Origin of the sequence: Streptomyces sp. CA-142005 (assembly GCF_050942335.1) — a bacterium.
In the GTDB taxonomy this organism is placed as follows: Bacteria; Actinomycetota; Actinomycetes; order Streptomycetales; family Streptomycetaceae; genus Streptomyces.
Genome location: NZ_CP192078.1, coordinates 7,448,131 through 7,466,013, shown reverse-complemented (window position 1 = coordinate 7,466,013; position 17,883 = coordinate 7,448,131). Strand labels below are relative to the sequence as shown.

The following is a 17,883-nucleotide window of genomic DNA, read 5'->3' as shown; positions in this document are numbered from 1 at the left end:
CACACGATGCACCGTCCGGTTCTCCTCGTCATCGCCCACGGCAGCCGCGACCCACGGCACGCGGCGACCGTGCACGCCCTGGTGGAACGGGTGCGGTCGCTGCGGCCGGGGCTGCGCGTGGAGACCGGTTTCCTGGACTTCAACGTGCCCTCCGTGCAGGGCGTGCTGGAGTCCCTCGCGGCGGAGGAAGTGCGGGACGTCGTCGCCCTGCCGCTGCTGCTGACCCGCGCCTTCCACGCCAAGGCCGACATCCCCGCCGTGCTGCGGGAGGCGCCGGCCCGGCTGCGGATCCGGCAGGCGGACGTGCTGGGCCCGTCGCCGCTGCTGCTGTCGGCGCTGGAACGACGGTTGTACGAGGCGGGGTTGAGCCCCGCCGACAAGTCCTCGACCGGGGTCGTACTGGCCTCGGCGGGGTCCACCGACCCGGAGGCGATCGCAGTGATCGCAGAAATCGCGCGGGAGTGGCGGCACACCGGCTGGTGCGCCGTGCGGCCTGCGTTCGCCTCCGCATCCCTGCCCCGCACCGAGGACGCCGTGGCCGAGCTGCGCGCCCTCGGGTGCGAGCGGGTCGCCGTCGCGCCGTACGTCCTGGCCCCCGGCTTTCTGCCGGACCGCATCGCGCGGGGCGCGGCCGGGGCGGACGTACTGGCGGACGTGCTGGGCCCCGCGCCGGAGGTGGCGCGGGTGCTGCTGAAGCGCTACGACTCGACGCGCCGGCCGGTGCTGACGGCCCTGGGCGCCTGATCGCCCCCCGGCCTTCCCGGCGTTCCGGGGGTCACAGGCCGAGCGCGTGCAGGAGGTGCTGGGTGAAGGTGAGGCTGGCCGTGCCCGCGCCCGCCGTGATGGCGACGTTCTCCAGTGCGGTGCGGATCCGGCCCCGGTTGGGCGGCAGGCCGTCCTCCGCGGACAGGGCCAGCTCCGCCTGGACGACCTCCCCGTTGCCGGCGATCCCCGGGTACTCGGCCCGCAGCGCCTCGGTGAGCCGGTCCGCCACATCCATGAGGGTTTCCAGGTCGGGTGCGCCGTTCCTGGGGTCGATACGGGCGAAGTCGATGGGCCCGTTCCCGAAGTGGTAGGTACTCATGTCCTGTCCTCGCTTGTGGTCCGAAGGAGCCTTCGGGGGTAGGGGTGGCCACGGCTGCTGCTTCGGCGCGGGCGACCAGGCTCTGGTTGCCGAAGGTGCTGGTGCGGCCGACGTTACCGACGCCTGGTGCCGGCGCCCGGCGGCTGCGGGCCGCCCCGCACCAGGTCGGGGAGCGGTGACGCGCGGATACGGTGCCGAGTAGGCCGAAAATCGCCACCCATCCGGGTGACCGGCACCCCTTGACCGGGCCCGGAGGGGTACCCCGGGGCACCCGGTCGCCGGGGCGTTCCGTTCCCGCGGTCTCCTGCCCGTCACGCTCATCGGTGCCCCTCGCCCCTTCCAGCCGTCTGCGCGCTTCACCCTAGGGAGAACGGGATGAGTTTGTCGCGAGGTTCGGCGAGGGCTGGCCTTGGGCCGCGGGCTCGTGGTAGAGGGCCGCCGGGGTCCGGCGCTCCCCTGTGACGTCGGACCGAGGCGGCTCTTCGTTCTGCGTCGGTCACGGCCCGTGTGTCACACGAGCGACCGGCTCGACGCGCGCGAGCGACGTTTATCGGCCAGTCCGTCTCCCGGTCAGTCGAAGCGGAGGGCGCCGGTGCGGGTGCGCTTGAGTTCGAACAGGTCGGGGTGGCGGGCCAGCACCCGGAAGCTGTCGAAGAGTTCGGACGCCTCCTCGCCGCGCGGAACGGCGCGCAGCACGGGACCGAACCACACCGTGCCGTCGATGTGCAGGGTCGGTGTGCCCACGTAGCCGCCCGTCTCCGGCTCGACGCCCGCCTCGTGACTCCGGCGCACCGCGTCGTCGTACGACGGGTCGTGGGCGGCGGCCGACAGGTCGGCGGGCAGCCCGAGTTCGGCCAGGGACTCGGCGATCACCCGGTCGAAGTCCTCGATCCGGCCTTCGTGGATCCGGGTGCCGAACGCGGTGTACAGGTCGCGCAGCACCTTCTCGCCGTGCCGTTCGGCGGCGGCCACGGCGACCCGCACCGGGCCGATCGAGCGGTCCACCAGGTCCCGGTACCAGTCGGGGAGTTCGTTGCCGATGTTGTGCAGGTACAGGCTCATCACCCGGAACCGCAGGTCCAGTGGGCGCAGGCGCTCGACCTCCAGCAGCCAGCGGGAGGTGATCCAGGCGAAGGGGCAGGCCGGGTCGAAGTAGAAGTCGATCCGGGTCGGGGTGGGCTCGGTGGCGGTGTCGCGGTACGTCATGGCTGCGACGCTAGTGCCGTATTGGTCCAGTGTCCCGGTCCAATCCGCTCTCGGTTCACTGGTCCAATCCTTCGGCGTCACCTCCTCCTGTGTGCCCCGGGTCCGCCACCGCGATCTCCGTCGCGCGCAGGCGTTCCGGTTCCGCCACGACGTCGATCCGGGTGATCCGGCCGTCCGTGCCGAAGGCGAAGGCCAGGACCAGGCGGGGGCGCCCCCGTTCCGTCATGACCAGGCCGAACTCGCCGTCCAGCAGGGCGAGTCCGGTGAGCCGGGCGCGCGCCATGGCGGCCATCGCGCCCTTCGCGACGGGCCCGGCGCCCCGCGCGGTGATCGGTTCGGGTGTGGGTACGACCAGCGCGTCGGCGTGCAGCACCACGTCCGGGTCGAGCAGCGCGACCAGGGCCGTGAAGTCTCCGCCGCGGGTGGCGGCCAGGAACGCCTCGACGGCCCGGCGCCGGCGTACGGCGCCGGCGGCGGGCGCGGCCGGCCGGCCCTGGACGCGGCGGCGGGCCCGGCTGGCGAGCTGCCGGGTGGCGGCCGGGGTCTTGTCGATCAGCGGGGCGATCTCCTCGAAGGGCACCGCGAACATGTCGTGCAGCACGAAGGCGACCCGCTCGGCCGAGCCGAGGGTGTCGAGGACGACCAGCAGCGCGACCCCGACCTGGTCGGCCAGCAGCGCCTCCCGGGCCGGGTCGTCGGCCTCGGCGGAGACCGCCGGGGTGCCGTGGGAGTTGTCGTACGCCTCCAGGAACTCCTCGCGCCGGTTGCGGCGGGCGCGCAGCAGGTTGAGGCAGACCCGGGTCACCACGGTGGTCAGCCAGCCGGTGAGGTTGTGTATCCCGTCGAGGTCGGCGCCCCGGGCCCGCAGCCAGGCCTCCTGCAGCGCGTCGTCGGCCTCGGCGGCCGAGCCGAGCAGCCGGTGGGCCACGGCCGTGAGATGCGGCCGGTCCGCCTCGAACCGCTCCGCGAGCCGCCGCCCGGCGTCCTCCCCGACGCCGTCCATCCGGGTCCCGTCCGTGGACTCGTCCACCGCTCCCCCGCCCCCTCGTGTGTACGGTCGACGCCCCACAACGCCGACCACGTCCTACGAAACGCCGAACCGGCCGGAAGATCAACTGCCCTGTGCCGCAACGGAGTCGGTCGGCGCCGAACCCTCGGCAGCGTCGGCCGTCCGCACCAGTTCCGCGACCGGAAGCGACCCGGCGGCCCGGTGCTCCCGGGCGAACCGGTTGGCGAGCCGCTGGAGCAGTTCGTTCAGCGGGGCCGCCACGCCGTGCAGCCGGCCGAGGAGCGCGATCTCTCCGTTGAGGTAGTCGGCCTCGATCGTGCCGGTGCCCCGGGCGAGGGACTGCCAGGAGGAACCGCCGCCGCGCGGGGCCCCGTCCAGCGGCACCAGGGTGACCTTGTCGCCGCGGGCCGCGCGCTGCTCCTCGGTGCTCGCCCAGGCGATGCCGGCCGCGTCCAGCACGGCCTCGCCCTCGGCCCGCACGCGCGCGTACAGCGCCTCGGCGGCCGCATCCGCGACGGGCCCGCTCACCGCTTCCAGGGCGTTGCCGAGGTTGCCGAGCAGCTTGGCGTACTGCCAGCGGGCCACGTCGGGCACGACCGGCGCCTCGAAGTGCGCGTCCGTCAGGTCGGCGGCGATCCGGTGGGCGGTGTCGTCGGTGCCGTGCGGCAGCCGGCCGAGGTGCAGGACGCCGGTGAGCGGACGGCCGGCGGCGGAGACCACGCCGGGCTCCACGAAGGTCGATGGCAGCCAGACGCAGACGCCGTACACATGACGGAAGCGGCGCAGCGCGAGCCGTCCGCTCTCGACCCCGTTCTGCAGCAGGACCAGCGGCAGCCGCTCGGCCGCCGTGCCCCCACCGGCCACGGGCACGTCGGCCCAGCTCTGGAGGGCGGCCACGGTGTCCTGCGTCTTCACGGCGAGCACGAGGACGTCGTCGGCGCGCAGTTCACCGAGCGGGCCGGGCCCGTCGACGGCGGGCAGCCGGTGCGTGAACTCCCCTTCCGGTACCCGCAGTCGCAGCCCGTGCTCCTCCAGTGCCGCCAGATGCTTGCCGCGTGCCACGAGGACGCACTCGCGCCCGGCCTGGGCCAGCCGCCCGCCGACGGTCCCGCCGACCGCTCCGGCCCCGATGATGATGTAGCGCATGGGCAGAGCGTCGCACACGCGTGCGTGGCCCTGCCCGTCGATTCCCCGGAAGGCGGGCGCTTGACCTTGCCCCTGGGGCAGGGCGCAGCGTGCGGGGCATGGACGACTTCCACCTGCGGCAGACGCCGTACAGCGATCCGGGCGACCTGGACGTCGGCGCCCTGCCCCGCGATCCGCGCCGGCTCACCGCACTGGTGCGCGGGCTGATCCTGCACCGGCTGGAGGGCGAGCGCTTCGGGTGCGCCATCCCCGAGGAACGGCTGCACCACGACGCCGAGTCCCGGTACGTCACGGAGATCCTGCGCATCCTGCGCGAGCGCGGGTCCGGCCCGCTCACCGAGGAACGGCCGTACGACCAGCGGTTCGTGGGCACCTGCCGGGACTACGCGCTGCTGCTGTGCTCCCTGCTGCGCGCCACCGGCACCCCGGCCCGCGTCCGGGGCGGGTACGCCGCCTACTTCGTCGCCGGCTTCCACGACGACCACTGGGTGACCGAGTACCAACTCCCCGGCGGCGCCTGGCGGCTGGCCGACCCCCAGGTCCACGACGACCGCTACGGCGTGCCGTTCGACCCGCTGGACGTGCCCCGGGACCAGTTCATCGTGGCCGGGCAGGCGTGGCGGGCCTGCCGGGCCGGGGAGGCGGACCCGGACACCTTCGGCGTCTGGGACGTACCGGAGCTGCGCGGTCTGCCGATGGTGGCCCACAGCGTGGTCCTCGACCTGGCCTGTGTGGCCGGCACCGAGACGCTCCCCTGGGACGGCTGGGGTCCATGGGACGCGGAGCGCCCCCTGACCTCGGACGAACTCGCGCTGCTGGACACGGTGGCCGCCGCCGGCACCGCCGAGGAGCAGCGCCGTCTGCACGCGGACCCGAGGCTCGCCGTACCCCGGGAGATCGTCGCGCACACGACCTTCCTCGGGCGGCGGTCCGTCACGCTCCCGGAACGGTCAGCTCGACCAGTTTGACCACCGTGTTCCAGTTCCGGCTGGTGGCGATCAGGCCCTTGGTCCGAGGGCGGCGGGACAGCACCTCGGCGAGCTTGGAGCGGCCGAGGCCCTCGGGGGCGTACAGGTACAGGCAGCGGTCGCCGAGGCGGAACTCCTCGGGGAGGTGGGCGGCGGGGTCGATGTCCGCGAAGCGGTCCGGGGCGACCGGGGCGGAGAAGTACGTGATGTGCAGCTGCCTGGGCTCCAGGTCGGCGGCCGGGAACGGGCAGGCCTCGGCGACCGCCTTCAGATAGGCGTGGTCGCGCACGATCACGTCGACCGGGAAGCCGAACCGCTCCTCGATCGCCCGGCTCAGCTCCGCCGCGAGCGACTCCTCGTCGCCGCGGCCGGTGGAGAACACGGCCTGGCCGCTCTGCAGATGGGTGCGCACACCGGTGTGGCCGAGGCCGGTCAGCAGCGTACGGAGGTCGGCCATCGGGAGCTTCCTGCTGCCGCCGACGTTGATTCCGCGCAACAGCGCCGCGTAGGTCGTCACCCGGCCAGCGTAGAACGGCCGTCGTGCCCCGTGGGGGTGGGCACGACGGCCGGGCCCGCGCGGGGCGGGGCTGCGCGAAACTCTCGCCGATCGCCGGGCGGCGGATCAACCTCTACACGCAGCTGTGACTTGTTCAACAAGGTTTCGTAATCACAAACCGCCGCGCCGGCGGCAGAACGGACAGCCCATGTCCGCCGGCCTGCGGGACCGGCCGGCGGCACAGACTGCCAGAACCCCGAGACGCGCCCCCGAGAAGCACGGATAGGTGTAAGGGGCCACTGTCCTCCCCAGTGCTGACCGGCGGGTCGCCGAGTTCACCGGGCAGCACGACGAGACGCGTTTACCTGGCTCATACGGTCGTACCGGAGCAAGCGCAGACGTGGCGACAGGGGGTCGCCACCGCACACGAGGGGGTAGACCCGCGATGGGGAACAGGGACGTGCCGGTGCGGGGGCTGGCCGCCCGCGCCGGCGGCTGGAGCGCCCGGCACCGCTGGGCGGCCGTGGGCATATGGGTGCTGTTCGTCGTGCTGGCCATGGGGCTGGGCTCGGCGGCGGGCCGGGTCGACGTCGACGAGAACAACCAGCTCAAGGGCGAGACGCACACCGCCGCCCAGATCATGGACGACTCGGGCATCAAGCAGCCGGCCGGCGAGACCGTCCTGATCCAGGCCAAGGATGCTTCCGTCACGGCGACCGGCGCCGAGTTCCGGGCCGCCGTCGCCGACGTGGTGAAGGCCGTCGAGGGCACCGGGAAGGTCACGGCCGTGACCTCGCCGTACGACACGCACACCATCTCCCGGGACGGCCGCAGCGCGCTGGTGCAGTTCGACATGCGCGGGGACGCCAAGACGGCCGTCGACCGGGTCGAGCCGGTGCTGAACGCGGTCGACGGGGTGCAGAAGGCGCACGGCTCGCTGCGGATCGAGGAGATCGGCGGCGCCAGCATGCAGAAGCAGTACAAGGACGCCTTCGGGGACGACTTCAAGCAGGCCGAGTACTCGGCGGTGCCGGTCGCCCTCGGCATCCTGCTGATCGCCTTCGGGGCGCTGGTGGCGGCGCTGCTGCCGGTGGCCCTCGCGATCACCGCGATCATGGCGACGATGGGTCTGATGGGCCTCGTCAGCCATCTGCAGCCGATGAGCGACACCGCCAACTCCGTGATGCTGCTGGTCGGTCTGGCCGTCGGTGTCGACTACTGCCTGTTCTACCTGCGCCGCGAGCGCGAGGAACGGCAGGCCGGGAAGGACGCGGGCACCGCGTTGCGGATCGCCGCCGCCACCAGCGGCCGGGCGGTCATCGTCTCCGGCGTCACGGTGTGCGTCGCGATGGCCGGCATGCTCTTCACCGGGCTCGCCGGGTTCGAGGCGATGGGTCTGGCCTCGCTGATGGTGGTCGCGGTCGCCATGGTCGGGTCGGTGACCGTCCTGCCGGCGCTGCTGTCGCTGCTGGGCGAACGGGTGGAGAAGGGCAGGATCCCGTTCCTGAGCCGCCGCAACCGGAGCCGTGAGCGGGCCGCGGACGAGGGCAGCCGGGTCTGGACCACCGTCCTGCGCGGGGTGCTGGCCAGGCCGCTGGTCTCCGTCGTCGTGGCGGCGGGTGCCCTGCTGGCGGTGGCCGCGCCCGCGCTCGGCATGAACACCCAGCAGCTCACCCTGGACCAGGAGTTCGGGAAGTCGCTGCCGATCGTGCAGACGTACAACCGCGTCAACGACGCCTTCCCCGGCGGCAGTGAGCCGGCCCAGGTCGTCGTCAAGGCCAAGGACATCAACGCGCCCGAGGTACGGCAGGCGCTGGCCGACTTCAAGCAGCGGGCGATCTCCTCGGGCGCCTCGCGCGGCCCGGTCGACATCCGGGTGCACGACGCGCAGAACGTCGCGCTGGTCTCCGTGCCGCTGGTCGGCGGCTCCGACATGGACCGGGCGGTCAAGAGCCTGGACGAGCTGCGCGACGAGGTGCGGCCCGCCACGCTCGGCAAGGTGGCCGGTGTGCAGGCGCCGATCACCGGGCAGGTGGCCGGCAACCACGACTTCAACGACCAGTTGCTCGGCTCCGTCGTCCCGGTCTTCGCGTTCGTGATCGTCTTCGCCTTCCTGCTGATGCTGCTGTCCTTCCGCTCGCTGACCGTGGCCATCACCTCGATCGTGCTCAACCTGCTGTCGGTGGGCGCCGCGTACGGCATCCTCGTCGCGGTCTTCCAGCACGGCTGGGGCGCCTCGCTGGTGGGCGCGGAGGGGGTCGGCGCGATCGTCACCTGGCTGCCGCTGTTCCTGTTCGTGATCCTGTTCGGGCTGTCGATGGACTACCACGTGTTCGTGGTGTCCCGGATCCGCGAGGCCCGTATGAACGGCCGCACGACGAAGGACGCGATCCGGCACGGCGTGGTGACCACGGCCGGCGTCGTCACCAGCGCCGCCGTCATCATGGTCGCCGTGTTCGCGATCTTCGGCACGCTGTCGATGCAGTCCATGAAGCAGATGGGCGTCGGCCTGGCCGCCGCGGTCCTCATCGACGCGACCGTCATCCGCGGTGTGCTGCTGCCGGCCGTGATGGCCCTGCTCGGCGAGCGCAACTGGTACCTGCCGAAGTGGCTCCACTGGCTGCCGGACCTCACGCACGACGAGACGCCGGCCGCGGTCGCCTCCGGGCCGGTGCGGGAGGAGGACGAGCGGCTGCCGGTCTGATCCGGCGGGTCGTGGCGGGTGCCCGCCCGCCGGGCGGTTGAGACCGTGCGCGGGTGCGGGGCGTGGGGAACCGGTCGCGCGGTTCCCCACGCCCCTTTCGGGGCGCTGCAGCTCTTACTTGCCTGCGCGGACCGGCAGTTCGGCCTCGATGAGGTCCGCCGCCCCACGTGTGCCGCCCTCCTGCGCCATCTCCGCCTGGACGTCCTTCAGGCGCCGCGCCACCTCCGGGTCGTCCACCAGGGCGAGCGCGGTCTCGCGGAGGCGGTCGGCGGTGGCCTCCCCGGTGTCCAGCCGGCGGGCGACGCCGAGGGACTGGAGCATGTCGGCGTTGCCGAACTGGTCGACGGCCTGCGGTACGGCGATCATCGGCGTGGCCGTGGCCAGCCCCTCCTGGCTGCCGCCCGCCCCGGCGTGCGTCACGAACAGGTCGGCCTGCCTCAGGATCGCCAACTGCGGCACCCAGTCGCGCACTTCGACGCTCTCCGGTACGTGGCCCAGGTCGGCGGGGTCCACATGGCGGCCGACCTGCAGGACCAGGTGCCAGCCGGGCAGGTCCGCGAAGGCGCGGACGCACTCGCGGTAGAACGCGGGCTGCTTGGTGAAGGCCGAGCCCAGCGACACCAGCACGACCTTGCCGGCGCCGGCGGGCCGCTGCCAGTCACCCTGGTCGCCGCGGTCGCCCTGGCACGCGCCGACGAAGGTGTGGACGCGTTCGTCGACCCGGTCGGCGTGCGGCTGCAACGCCTTGGGGATGAGGACGAGCGAGCGGGCCGGTCGGCCGGCGAAGGAGTCCGGGTCCTGGGTGATCCCGTTCTCCGCCAGCCACGCCGCGAACCGGGCGTAGTACGCCTGCCCGCGCGGGGTCTTCCTCGGCTCCGCCCACATCGGCTCGGCCACCTCCTCCTCGTAGCCCTCCCAGGCGACGAGGTTCGGGGAGAGGGAGACCGCCGGGACGCCCCAGCGGTGGGCGAGGACGCGGGCCGGGTAGGAGGCGATGTCGTGCAGCACGAGGTCGGGTTCGTCACCCGCGTAGGCCTCGACGAGCTGCGGGAGCGCCTGGATCGCGTCCGCGAGGAACGGCTCCACGTTGTCCAGCAGCGTGGTCCCCCAGGCCTCCGGGTCGGCGTCGGGTCCGGGCAGCGTGGAGGTGTACGGCACCGGCCGGGCGCCGGTGGCGGCCACCTTCTCGGCGAACACCGGCGGGATGGCGTACGTCACCCGGTGGCCCCGGGCGACGAGTTCGCGGATCACCTCCAGGCTGGGGTTCACATGGCCGTGCGCGGCGATGGAGAACATGGCGATATGGGCGGGCGTGGTCATGGTGCCGAGGGTAGACGAGACGAGACGTCTCGTTCAAAGTGATTTCCCGCCGGGCCTGGCGGCGGCCCGCGTTCAGGGCGCGGCCGGCCGACCTGTGCGGATGCGAGACTGATCGGCGAGATCCGACCGGAACCGGCACGCGTCCGGCACCCGCATGGCGGCGGCCGGGTCCGCTCATGGCACGGGACGACGGCGCGGCACGGAGGCACGATGGACGAGGCACGGGCACGGGACGTACTGGCCGCGGCGGGGGTGCTGCCGGGTCCGGCCCGAGGCGCGGCTCTCCTGGCCCTCGGCGAGAACGCGGTGTTCGCCGCCGGTGACCTGGTGGTGAAGGTGGGCCGCGACGCCGAGCTGCTCGAACGGGCCCGGCGCGAGCTGGACATCGCCGGCTGGCTGGCCGAGGCGGGCGTGCCGGCGGTACGGGCGACGGAGCCGAAGCCGCGGCTGGTGGACGGGCACCCGGTGACGGTGTGGCACCGGCTGCCGGATCCGGCACGGCCCGCCGAGCCACGCGATCTGGCGGAGCTGCTGCGGATCGTGCACGCACTGCCCTCTCCTCCTTTCGTCCTGCCGCCCCGCGAACTGCTCGGCGGTGTAGAGCGGTGGCTGCGGCTCGCGGGCGACGCGATCGATCCGGCGGACGCCGCGTATCTCCGCGAGCGCCGGGACGGGTTCGCGGCGGCCGCGGCCGCGCTGACGCCCCATCTGCCGCCGGGCCCGATCCACGGCGACGCCCTGCCCCGCAATGTGTACGTCGGCCCGGAGGGCCCGCTCCTGGTCGACCTGGAGACCTTCTCCGCGGATCTGCGCGAGCACGACCTGGTGGTCATGGCCCTCTCCCGTGACCGGTACGGGCTGCCCGCCGAGGAATACGACTCCTTCGTCGAGACGTACGGGTGGGATGTGCGGGAGTGGGAGGGGTGCGGTGTGCTGCGCGGGGCCCGGGAGACGGCCAGCTGCGCCTGGGTGGCCCAGCACGCGCCGAGCAATCCGAAGGCCCGGGACGAATTCCGGCGGCGGGTGGAGTCGTTGCGGGACGGGGACGAGACCGTCCGCTGGTACTCGTTCTGACAGTGCTCCGGTGTTTCCGCGCGCCCGGAACCGGTTACGCGGGCTGGCTCTCCGTCAGCTCCCGCAGCGGCCACGCCCCGTCCACCACGGCCCCCGCGTCCCCCTTGCGCCGCAGGAACGCCTGGAAGTCCGCCGCCCACTGCGCGTACCACTCGATCTGCCGCCGGTGGAGTTCGGCCGGGCTCAGGGATGCGATCTTGGGATGGCGGTCGGCTATCGCGGAGGCGAGCCGTGCGGCGGCGAGGGCGTCGGCCGGGGCCGTGTGGGCCGCGTCGAGGGCTATGCCGTACTCGGCGCAGACCGCTTCCAGGTTCCGCTTGCCGCGGCGGTAGCGGTCGACCCAGCGGTCGATGGTGTAGGGGTCGACGACCGGGGCCGGGGCGGCGCCCAGGCGGTCGGCGAGGGACGGCAGGGCGTGCCGGCGCAGCTCGGCGGAGAGCAGGGTGAGGTCGAACGCGGCGTTGTAGGCGACGACCGGCACGCCCGTCCTCCAATAGGAGACCAGGACGTCGGCGATGGAGTCGGCCACCCGGTCGGCCGGGTGGCCCTCGGCCGTCGCCCGCTCGTTGCTGATGCCGTGCACCGCCACCGCGTCGGCCGGGATCTCCACGCCCGGATCGGCCAGCCACTCCTTGCGTCCCATGGGCTCACCGGCCCTGAGCTCGATCACCGCGCCGGTGACGATGCGCGCCTCGCGCGGATCGGTCCCGGTCGTCTCCAGGTCGAAGCCGATCAGCAGCTCCCGGTGCCAGCCCATGGGCGGCCCCCCTTCTTGGTGGTGCTTTCCCCCAGTGGCCTCCACCATCGCACGCGGCACTGACAATCAGAGGATCGCGTTCCGCTTGCCGTCACGGACAGTTCAGGACACCGGGCGCGAATCCGCCCACGCCAGCTCGAATTCCTCGCGGTATGTGGGGAAGAGGCCCGATTCACCGACGTCGTCCGACTTGACCAGCTTGCTGCCGTTGCGCAGCACCAGCACCGGCGACTCCATCCCGCGCGCCCCGCGCAGATAGGACTGCACCACGGCGATGCCGTCGGCGCCGTCGCCGTCGACCAGGTAGGCGGTGAAGCGCGGTGTCTCGTCGTAGACCTGGATCTCGAAGGCGCCCGGGTCGCGCAGCCGGGAGCGGACCCGGCGCATGTGCAGGATGTTCATCTCGACGGAGCGGCTCAGTTCGCCCCGCTTCATCCCGAGTTCGCGCTCGCGGCGCTTGACCGAGCTGGAGGCCGGGTTGAGGAAGAGCAGCCGTACCCGGCAGCCGGTCTCGGCGAGCCGGACCAGGCGGCGGCCGGAGAAGTTCTGCACCAGCAGGTTGAGGCCGATGCCGATGGCGTCGAGACGGCGGGCGCCGCCGAAGAGGTCCTCGGCGGGGAACTGGCGCATCAGCCGCACCCGGTCCGCGTGGACGGCGACGACGTCCGCGTACCGGTCGCCGACCAGGTCCTCGACCGCGTCCACCGGCAGCCGGCGCGCCGAGGGGACGTCGCCGCCGGAGCCGAGCATCTCCAGCAGCCGGGCGGAGGCGCGCTCGGCCTGGTTCAGGACCGCCTCGGACAGCGCCCGGTTGCGGGAGACGACATTACGGGTCACCTCCAGCTCGTCCAGGGCGAGTTCGAGGTCGCGGCGCTCGTCGAAGTACGGCTCGAAGCACGGCCAGTGCTGCACCATCAGCTCGCGCAGCTGGGGGAGGGTGAGGAAGCTGAGCACGTTGTCGTCGGCCGGGTCGAGCAAGTAGCCCTTGCGGCGGCTGACCTCGCGGACGGCGACGGCGCGCTGCACCCACTCCTGCCCGGCCGGACCGGCCGCGGCGACCACCCACTCGTCCCCGTGCACGGGTTCGTAGATGGGCCGCAGTACGGCGGCCACGACCGCGCGCAGCCGCTGTTCGACGAGGTTCAGCCAGATGTAGGCCCGGCCGGCCCGCTGGGCACGGGTGCGCACCTCGCGCCAGGCGTCGGCGTCCCAGTCCAGCTCCGGCCCGATGGCCCCCGGGTCCATCGGGCGGGCCAGGGACACCGCGCCGGGCGGGACGTCTGTGGAGTTCCCCTCGTGACCTTCGTCACCAGGGGGCAGCTCCAGGCCTCCCGAGCCCACCCGTGCACCGCCTTCCGATCCCCCGGGCCTTTCCCGTCTCAACGATCAAGGAAGGGTACTCCGCGAGGGGTGGGCGGTGCAGCCGGATGGACAGGTCGGTTCCTCAACTGTTTTCCTCAACTGCGCGGTTCCCAATGGCCGTTCTGCCATGCCAGGTCACGCGGAGTGAGCGGATTCATAGCGGTGACGTCCCGGGGGACGATGGCGAAGCCCTGCCAGTGCACCGGCATGGGTTGCTGGTCCTCGTCCCGCGCGATGTGGTGAAAACCGACGTTCGTCCAGATCACCGGGTGGGTCAGGGTCTGTCCATCGGCCCAGTGGTCGACGGATGCGGGGTGGTGCCCGCGGCCGCACGTCGGGTTGTTGCTGGCGAACAGTTCGCACGGGTTGTACTCGGTGACGTAGAGGTCGTGCCTGGTGAAGCCGCGGCCGGGGTACTTGGTGGTGGGTCCGGGGACGATCTCGTACGAACGCGCGTGCCCGTCCCTGTTCCTGCCGGTCGCGCTGACCACCCGCCACCAGCGGTAGTCCTTCAGGTCGCCCGCCGTCTCCCTGGTGACCGGGGTGCGGGTGGTCTTCGTGGTCGGGCCCTGCTGCCGGCCGGTGCGGGGGCTGACGGCGGAGTCGTACTGCTCGACCTTCGTCCTGGACGAGCCGTCGAGGCCGAAGTCCAGCCGCCAGAAGACGTTGTGGCTGTGGCTGGTGGCGTAGGCCTTGGCGCCCTTGCCGACGGGCCAGCCGCGTCCGTCGCCGGAGTCGTAGTCCTCCCAGGACAGGCTGCCGGTCGCGCCGACGTTCATGGCGATCGTGCCGTCGTCCTGGAAGCGCCACTCGGTGATGTACTCGTACCAGCCGACCTGGTTGACGGTGTAGACGAGGAAGTCCTTGCCCTGCGCCTGGTAGACCTTGCCCGTGCCGAGGTCGTCGTGCATGCGGTAGGCGTGGCCGCGGGCACGGGTGGTCGTGCACAGGCCCTGGACGTTCGGGTGCTGCGGGTCCACGGCGTCCGGCACCTTGACGGTCCTGATGGTGCCGCCGGGGCACTCGGCGGGCGAGAGGTTCATCAGCGACGCGGCGTAGTCCTCGTCCGTGAGGTCGCTGTACTCGTGCTGTCCGTCGTCGTAGGGGACGTGGATCTGGGCGAGTCTCGCGCTGTTGAGGACCTTGATCGGTTTCGGTTCGCCCTGGGGCTGGTAGCTGATCTTCTCCAGGACGAGGTCGGCCTTGCTGTCGTAGTGCCAGCACATGCGCCAGGTCGTGCCGGTGGAGAGCTTCTGTTCGATGCGGTAGGCGGCACTGCAGTCGGCCGCGGGCGCGGCGGTGGCGGCCACCGACGGGCGGGCGGCGGCCGGTCCGGCGGCGGTCGTCGCGCCGGCGGCCAGCGCGGCCACGGTCAGACCGGCGGCCGCTGCCCTGCGGGCACGGCGGATTCCGTACTCGGGCATGACGAAATGGCTCCCTTTCAGGAGGTACAGGTCTGCGGAAACGTTCGGTCAGCCGCGGTCCAGGGCGGCGGCCCTGCGGGCGCTCAGGTCGATCACCAGGGACCGGGTGTCGATCCAGGGCCCGTTCCTGACCTTGGTGAACAGCCGGACGCACCGGTGCACGCCGCACTGGTCGAGGACCGCCGGCTGGGCCCCCGGAGCGGCCCGGTAGATGCCGCCGCTCAGCAGCAGCTGGTCCGGAGAGGTGAGCTCCTTGCCGGTGGCGTCCTTGTAGTCGGCCTTCAGGCCCGCGCCGAGCGGGGAGGTGATCAGGAGCCGTGCGGCCTCGGCGTTCTCGGCCCGGATGGGCGGCGGCTGGACACCGCGCTGGGTGCCGGTCCGCTCGACCTTGCCGGTGTCCAGGTCGACGGTTGCGGTGACGAGGGTGTCGTCCTTGTAGTCGTAGAAGGTGATGTCGGCCCGCCGCGGCGCGGCCGGGTCGTCCGCCTCGCCGGGCCCGGGTTCGGCGAGGTCGGCGCTCAGCCGCTGCGGTCCGCGGCCGCCGTCGACGTTCTCGCCCGCGGTCGGCGGCCGCCGGTTCAGGGCGATCTTCTCGGCCCGCCGGATCTCGTCGTCGGTGAGCGGATCCCGGCCGGTGCCCTTGCCGCCCTCGGCTGGCGCCTGTTCGACGACACCGGGCCGGACCGCGTCCGGGCCCTGCCCGGCCCCCGTACCGCCGCGCGCTCCCGCCGAGGTGTCCGCCCCCGCCGTGCCCGGCAGGGTGATCGCGACCATCGCGGCGGTCCCCACCGTCGCGAGGGCCACTGCTGCCACTAACGTGCCCAGATGGCGGTGCACTGTCTCACGCACATTGTCCCCCTGCTCCCCATGGTCGTCCGGGAGTACGTGTTGCCCCACTGGTTCGGCACACGGCGGGTACGAGAACCGGCGTGTGCGCTGGTCGGTGGGTAAGAGGGAGGCAGGACACGGGAGGTTCCGTCAATTCGGCGCGACTCGGGGGCCAACGCGGCCCCGGGGCGGCGGCACACCTGGGAGAGTCGTAGCCATGCAGGTCTGGCCTGGAGAGGCGTATCCGCTCGGCGCCACCTATGACGGCGCCGGAACCAACTTCGCGGTCTTCACGGAGGCCGCGGACCGAGTAGAGCTGTGTCTGCTGCACGACGACGGCTCGGAGACGGCGGTGGAACTCCGCGAGAGCGACGCTTTCGTGCGGCACGCGTACGTGCCGGGCGTGATGCCGGGACAGCGGTACGGGTTCCGGGTGCACGGCCCGTACGACCCCGGGCGCGGACTGCGCTGCAACTCCGCGAAGCTGCTGCTCGACCCGTACGCGAAGGCGGTCAGCGGCACGGTCCGGTGGGGCGAGGAGGTGTACGGCTACCACTTCGGCGCTCCGGACAGCCGCAACGACCTGGACTCGGCCCCGCACACCATGGCCTCGGTGGTGATCAACCCGTACTTCGACTGGGGCGACGACCGGCCGCCGCGCACCGAGTACCACCACACGGTGATCTACGAGGCGCACGTCAAGGGGCTGACCATGCGTCACCCGGGGCTGCCGGAGGAACTGCGCGGCACCTACGCGGCGCTCGCACATCCGGCACTGATCGAACACCTGACCAAGCTCGGGGTGACGGCCCTGGAGCTGATGCCGGTCCACCAGTTCGTGCACGACCACCGGCTCGTCGACATGGGCCTGAGCAACTACTGGGGCTACAACACCATCGGCTTCTTCGCCCCGCACAACGCGTACGCCTCCTGGGGCGACCGCGGGCAGCAGGTGCTCGAGTTCAAGTCGGCGGTCCGGGCGCTGCACGAGGCCGGGATCGAGGTCATCCTGGACGTCGTCTACAACCACACGGCCGAGGGCAACCATCTGGGCCCGACGCTGTCCTTCAAGGGCATCGACAACCGGCAGTACTACCGCCTCACCGACGACCCGCGCTACTACATGGACACCACGGGCACCGGGAACTCCCTGCTCATGCGGTCCCCGCACGTGCTCCAGCTGATCATGGACTCGCTGCGGTACTGGGTCACCGAGATGCACGTCGACGGGTTCCGCTTCGACCTCGCGGCGACGCTTGCCCGGCAGTTCCACGAGGTGGACCGGCTGTCCTCGTTCTTCGACCTGGTGCAGCAGGACCCGGTGGTCTCCCAGGTGAAGCTGATCGCCGAGCCCTGGGACGTGGGCGAGGGCGGCTATCAGGTGGGCAACTTCCCGCCGCTGTGGACCGAGTGGAACGGCAAGTACCGGGACACGGTACGGGACCTGTGGCGCGGCGAGCCCCGGGCGCTCGCGGAGTTCGCCTCCCGGCTGACCGGCTCCTCGGACCTCTACCAGGACGACGGCCGCCGCCCGCTGGCCTCGATCAACTTCGTGACCTGCCACGACGGCTTCACGCTGCACGACCTCGTCTCGTACAACGAGAAGCACAACGCGGCCAACGGCGAGGACAACCGGGACGGCGAGAGCCACAACCGGTCCTGGAACTGCGGCGCGGAGGGCGAGACCGACGACCCGGACGTGCTCGCGCTGCGCACCCGGCAGATGCGGAACTTCATCGCCACGCTGATGCTGTCCCAGGGCGTGCCGATGATCAGCCACGGCGACGAGTTCGCCCGCACCCAGAACGGCAACAACAACGCGTACTGCCAGGACAGCGAGCTGTCGTGGGTGCACTGGCCGGAGCCCGCGGAGGGCGACCTGCTGGAGTTCACCCGCGCGATGGTGTGGCTGCGCCGTGACCACCCGGCCTTCCGGCGGCGCCGCTTCTTCCACGGCCGTCCGGTGGAGGGCACCCACGACGATCTGTCCGACATCGCCTGGTTCACCCCCGAGGGTGCCGAGATGACGCAGCGGGACTGGGACTCGGCACGGGCCTCCGCGCTGACGGTGTTCCTGAACGGCAACGCGATCTCCGAGCCGGGCCCGCGCGGGGAGCGCATCACCGACGACTCTTTCCTGCTGATGTTCAACGCCTCCCCGGAGCCGCTGGACTTCCAGGTGCCGGTCAACCACGGCCGGCAGTGGCAGGTGGTCGTCGACACGGCCCGTCCGGACGGGGTGCCACCGGGAACCGGGCCGAAGATCGAGGCGGGCGACCGCCTCACCCTGCCCGACCGAAGCCTGACCGTGCTGCAACGGCCCACGTAGGCCGGGCGGGAGCTCGTGGCGGCAGGGCACAGGCGGTGCCGCGGACGGTCGCCGGCGCCGCCGCCGTCGCGTAGGCCGGATGGGTCTGCCGTCGTCCCCTTCGCTCGAAGCCGGGCACGCGTGCGTGGGGTCCGTGCGGGGACCGATGACACGAAAGGCGGCGGGCTGGGTACGTA

The 17,883-nt window shown here is 72.4% G+C and carries 14 protein-coding genes and 1 pseudogene; 5 read left to right on the top strand and 10 right to left on the bottom strand.

Features of this window, described 5'->3' with window-relative positions; all coding sequences use genetic code 11:
• Positions 1-6: 6 nt before the first annotated feature.
• Positions 7-744, top strand: coding sequence for a sirohydrochlorin chelatase (locus ACQPXS_RS34710; protein WP_433453366.1), 738 nt, complete (start codon positions 7-9; stop codon positions 742-744).
• 31 nt (positions 745-775) lie between these two features.
• Here ACQPXS_RS34710 and ACQPXS_RS34705 read toward each other — a convergent pair whose 3' ends face one another.
• From ACQPXS_RS34705 to ACQPXS_RS34690, 4 genes are all read right to left on the bottom strand, one after another.
• The gene (locus ACQPXS_RS34705; RefSeq protein WP_433453365.1) at positions 776-1,084 is read right to left on the bottom strand and encodes a hypothetical protein; all 309 of its coding nucleotides are present in this window, start codon (positions 1,082-1,084) and stop codon (positions 776-778) included.
• Between the two features lie 570 nt (positions 1,085-1,654).
• Positions 1,655-2,290 (bottom strand): mycothiol-dependent nitroreductase Rv2466c family protein, encoded by a 636-nt coding sequence (locus tag ACQPXS_RS34700; RefSeq protein ID WP_433453363.1) that lies wholly within the window; start codon positions 2,288-2,290, stop codon positions 1,655-1,657.
• A 55-nt stretch (positions 2,291-2,345) separates the two neighbouring features.
• Positions 2,346-3,293 carry a sigma-70 family RNA polymerase sigma factor gene (locus ACQPXS_RS34695; RefSeq protein WP_433456071.1) on the bottom strand — a complete coding sequence of 316 codons (948 nt, stop codon included), beginning with the start codon at positions 3,291-3,293 and terminating at the stop codon, positions 2,346-2,348.
• A 108-nt stretch (positions 3,294-3,401) separates the two neighbouring features.
• Positions 3,402-4,445, bottom strand: coding sequence for a ketopantoate reductase family protein (locus ACQPXS_RS34690; RefSeq protein ID WP_433453361.1), 1,044 nt, complete (start codon positions 4,443-4,445; stop codon positions 3,402-3,404).
• Positions 4,446-4,543: 98 nt separating this feature from the next.
• Between ACQPXS_RS34690 and ACQPXS_RS34685 the strand changes: the two genes are divergently transcribed.
• Complete coding sequence (locus tag ACQPXS_RS34685) at positions 4,544-5,413, top strand: transglutaminase-like domain-containing protein (RefSeq protein WP_433453360.1); 870 nt, start codon at positions 4,544-4,546, stop codon at positions 5,411-5,413.
• Here ACQPXS_RS34685 and ACQPXS_RS34680 read toward each other — a convergent pair.
• Entirely contained in the window at positions 5,379-5,930 is a 552-nt protein-coding gene (locus ACQPXS_RS34680) for a DUF1697 domain-containing protein (RefSeq protein ID WP_433453359.1), read from the bottom strand. The genes ACQPXS_RS34685 and ACQPXS_RS34680 overlap by 35 nt on opposite strands.
• A 424-nt stretch (positions 5,931-6,354) precedes the next feature.
• On the opposite strand from ACQPXS_RS34680, the gene ACQPXS_RS34675 reads away from it, so the two are divergent.
• Positions 6,355-8,613, top strand: coding sequence for an MMPL family transporter (locus tag ACQPXS_RS34675; protein WP_433453357.1), 2,259 nt, complete (start codon positions 6,355-6,357; stop codon positions 8,611-8,613).
• Positions 8,614-8,727: 114 nt separating this feature from the next.
• On the opposite strand, the pseudogene mgt reads toward ACQPXS_RS34675, so the two are convergent.
• Positions 8,728-9,976: pseudogene (mgt, locus tag ACQPXS_RS34670) on the bottom strand (macrolide-inactivating glycosyltransferase).
• 167 nt (positions 9,977-10,143) lie between these two features.
• On the opposite strand from mgt, the gene ACQPXS_RS34665 reads away from it, so the two are divergent.
• Entirely contained in the window at positions 10,144-11,007 is an 864-nt protein-coding gene (locus tag ACQPXS_RS34665; protein WP_433453355.1) for a phosphotransferase enzyme family protein, read from the top strand.
• A 34-nt stretch (positions 11,008-11,041) separates the two neighbouring features.
• On the opposite strand, the gene ACQPXS_RS34660 is transcribed toward ACQPXS_RS34665, so the two are convergent.
• From ACQPXS_RS34660 to ACQPXS_RS34645, 4 genes are all read right to left on the bottom strand, one after another.
• A complete protein-coding gene (locus ACQPXS_RS34660; RefSeq protein ID WP_433453354.1) occupies positions 11,042-11,764 on the bottom strand; it encodes a 3'-5' exonuclease in 723 nt (240 codons plus the stop codon).
• A gap of 102 nt (positions 11,765-11,866) precedes the next feature.
• Positions 11,867-13,105, bottom strand: a complete 1,239-nt coding sequence (locus ACQPXS_RS34655; RefSeq protein WP_365329132.1) for an SAV2148 family HEPN domain-containing protein — start codon at positions 13,103-13,105, stop codon at positions 11,867-11,869.
• 116 nt (positions 13,106-13,221) lie between these two features.
• Positions 13,222-14,550 (bottom strand): copper amine oxidase, encoded by a 1,329-nt coding sequence (locus ACQPXS_RS34650; RefSeq protein ID WP_433453352.1) that lies wholly within the window; start codon positions 14,548-14,550, stop codon positions 13,222-13,224.
• Positions 14,551-14,598: 48 nt separating this feature from the next.
• A complete protein-coding gene (locus ACQPXS_RS34645) occupies positions 14,599-15,399 on the bottom strand; it encodes a Tat pathway signal sequence domain protein (protein WP_433453350.1) in 801 nt (266 codons plus the stop codon).
• Between the two features lie 196 nt (positions 15,400-15,595).
• Here ACQPXS_RS34645 and glgX point away from each other — a divergent pair, with 196 nt between their 5' ends.
• The gene (glgX, locus tag ACQPXS_RS34640; RefSeq protein ID WP_433453349.1) at positions 15,596-17,707 is read left to right on the top strand and encodes a glycogen debranching protein GlgX; all 2,112 of its coding nucleotides are present in this window, start codon (positions 15,596-15,598) and stop codon (positions 17,705-17,707) included.
• Positions 17,708-17,883: the final 176 nt, after the last annotated feature.

Excerpts from the sequence above, each read along its gene's own strand:
- ACQPXS_RS34710 (WP_433453366.1), top strand. The coding sequence starts at position 7 with ATGCACCGTCCGGTTCTCCTCGTCATCGCCCACGGCAGCCGCGACCCA.
- ACQPXS_RS34705 (WP_433453365.1), bottom strand. The coding sequence starts at position 1,084 with ATGAGTACCTACCACTTCGGGAACGGGCCCATCGACTTCGCCCGTATC.
- ACQPXS_RS34700 (WP_433453363.1), bottom strand. The coding sequence starts at position 2,290 with ATGACGTACCGCGACACCGCCACCGAGCCCACCCCGACCCGGATCGAC.
- ACQPXS_RS34695 (WP_433456071.1), bottom strand. The coding sequence starts at position 3,293 with ATGGACGGCGTCGGGGAGGACGCCGGGCGGCGGCTCGCGGAGCGGTTC.
- ACQPXS_RS34690 (WP_433453361.1), bottom strand. The coding sequence starts at position 4,445 with ATGCGCTACATCATCATCGGGGCCGGAGCGGTCGGCGGGACCGTCGGC.
- ACQPXS_RS34685 (WP_433453360.1), top strand. The coding sequence starts at position 4,544 with ATGGACGACTTCCACCTGCGGCAGACGCCGTACAGCGATCCGGGCGAC.
- ACQPXS_RS34675 (WP_433453357.1), top strand. The coding sequence starts at position 6,355 with ATGGGGAACAGGGACGTGCCGGTGCGGGGGCTGGCCGCCCGCGCCGGC.
- ACQPXS_RS34665 (WP_433453355.1), top strand. The coding sequence starts at position 10,144 with ATGGACGAGGCACGGGCACGGGACGTACTGGCCGCGGCGGGGGTGCTG.
- ACQPXS_RS34660 (WP_433453354.1), bottom strand. The coding sequence starts at position 11,764 with ATGGGCTGGCACCGGGAGCTGCTGATCGGCTTCGACCTGGAGACGACC.
- ACQPXS_RS34650 (WP_433453352.1), bottom strand. The coding sequence starts at position 14,550 with ATGCCCGAGTACGGAATCCGCCGTGCCCGCAGGGCAGCGGCCGCCGGT.
- glgX (WP_433453349.1), top strand. The coding sequence starts at position 15,596 with ATGCAGGTCTGGCCTGGAGAGGCGTATCCGCTCGGCGCCACCTATGAC.